General features: G+C 62.2%; 3 protein-coding genes. 1 reads left to right on the top strand and 2 read right to left on the bottom strand.

Annotated features, from left to right (window positions below; translation table 11 throughout):
- Positions 1-20: 20 nt before the first annotated feature.
- On the bottom strand, positions 21-584 hold the full coding sequence (locus VDP82_RS17705; RefSeq protein ID WP_323016133.1) for a LemA family protein: 564 nt from the start codon (positions 582-584) through the stop codon (positions 21-23).
- A 308-nt stretch (positions 585-892) separates the two neighbouring features.
- Between VDP82_RS17705 and rnk the strand changes: the two genes are divergently transcribed.
- On the top strand, positions 893-1,309 hold the full coding sequence (rnk, locus tag VDP82_RS17700) for a nucleoside diphosphate kinase regulator (protein ID WP_323016132.1): 417 nt from the start codon (positions 893-895) through the stop codon (positions 1,307-1,309).
- A 12-nt stretch (positions 1,310-1,321) separates the two neighbouring features.
- On the opposite strand, the gene VDP82_RS17695 is transcribed toward rnk, so the two are convergent.
- Positions 1,322-1,837, bottom strand: a 516-nt coding sequence (locus tag VDP82_RS17695; RefSeq protein ID WP_323016131.1) for a glycine--tRNA ligase subunit alpha, incomplete at its 5' end; no start/stop codon positions are given.

The following is a 1,837-nucleotide window of genomic DNA, read 5'->3' as shown; positions in this document are numbered from 1 at the left end:
GCGCGCAGCAGCCGCATGGCTCAGTTGAACTTGACGGTCGGCACCGCCCGGTCGGCCTCGTTTTCGAGCTCGAAATATTCGGCCTTCTGGAAGCCGAAGGCATTGGCGAACAGGTTGGAGGGGAAGGATTCGACCATGACGTTGAGATTGCGCGTAGCGCCGTTGTAATAGCGCCGCGCCATCTGGATTTCGTCTTCCACCGTCTGGAGGGCAGACTGAAATTCCAGGAAGGTGGTATTGGCTTTGAGGTCGGGATAGGCCTCGGCGGTGGCAATGAGCCGGCCCAGGGCAGCGGAAAGCTGGCCTTCGGCTTTGGCCCGGGCTTCGGGCGAGCCGCCGGCGGCGGCGCTGGTGGCGGCGGCGCGGGCATTGGTCACCGCTTCGAGCGTTTCGCGCTCATGACCCATATAGCCCTTCACCGTTTCCATCAGATTGGGGATCAGGTCGGTGCGGCGCTTGAGCTGCACGTCGATCCCCGACCAGCCTTCGGCGACCATCTGCCGGTTCTTTACCAGCCCGTTATAAATGGCGATGGCGTAGACTGCGGCGACGATAATGAGGCCGAGGATAATCCAACCGAACATGAGCGTGCCTCCGACAAGGGCAAGGGATCGTGGAGGCGACATTGGCATTGCGCCGAAGCATGCGCAATGGCCGGCATCTTGACTTGCGCCATTCCTTCACTAGCTTAGGAAGCATGAGTACGCTTGCAGCACATCTTCTGGCTAACCCCATCGTGGGATTGCAGCCCTAGGCTTGTCCGCCGCGCCGGCACCTGCCTAGGGCAGGCTACCGGTTATCCGGCCATTTTATTGGCGCACTCCATCTACCTCAGTTTCAACCCGGCCCCACCGGCGCGCAGACGCGACGGCGGCCAGAAGGATTATACGCAATGACCAACATGACGACTCATAACGACCTGGTTCCCGACATCACGCTGAGCGCCGACGATCACCGCCAGCTCAACAGCCTGGCCATGGCGGCGCTGGAGCGCCTGCCCGATCTTTCCGATTATCTGCTCTCCGAGCTGGAGCGCGCCCAGATTGTCGACGACACCGCCGTGCCGGCCGATATCGTGCGCATGGGCTCGAGCGTGCGCTATCGCACCGATGCCGGCCAGGAGCAGCAGGTGACGCTGGTCTATCCGGTGGATGCCGATATCGCCGCCGGGCGGATTTCGGTGATGACGCCGGTGGGCACGGCCCTGATCGGGCTGCGCGTCGGCCAGTCGATCACCTGGCGCGACCGGGCCGACAAGCGCCAGATGCTGACCGTGCTGTCGGTCACGCCCGAAATCGTGGCGGGCTAAACGGGGCGGCGCCTATTGCGCGCCGCCGCCATCGGTATGCAGCCAGGCCTCGCCGCAGGCCTTGGCCAGTTCACGGATGCGCAGGATATAGCTCTGCCGCTCGGTGACCGAGATGACACCGCGCGCATCGAGCATATTGAAATTATGCGAGGCCTTGATGACCTGCTCATAGGCGGGAATAGCCATGGTCTGGCGGTTGCCCTCCGCGCCCTTTTCCAGAATGGCGCGGCATTCCTTCTCGGCATCCTCGAAATGGCGGAAAAGGATGTCGGTGTCGGCCGCCTCGAAGTTGTACTTCGAGCTTTCCTGCTCGTTCTGCAGGAACACATCGCCATAGGTCACCTTGTCGGCGCCCTCGCGGCCATTGAAATTCAGCTCATAGACGTTCTCGACGCCCTGCACATACATGGCGAGCCGTTCTAGCCCATAGGTGATTTCCCCCGGCACGGGCGAGCACTCGAAGCCAGCCACCTGCTGGAAATAGGTGAACTGGCTCACTTCCATGCCGTCACACCAGCATTCCCAGCC

This window comes from Devosia sp. (genome assembly GCF_034675085.1).
Classification (GTDB): Bacteria; Pseudomonadota; Alphaproteobacteria; order Rhizobiales; family Devosiaceae; genus Devosia.
Note: the sequence above shows the minus strand (reverse complement) of the source record. Positions and strands in the feature narration are given on the sequence as shown.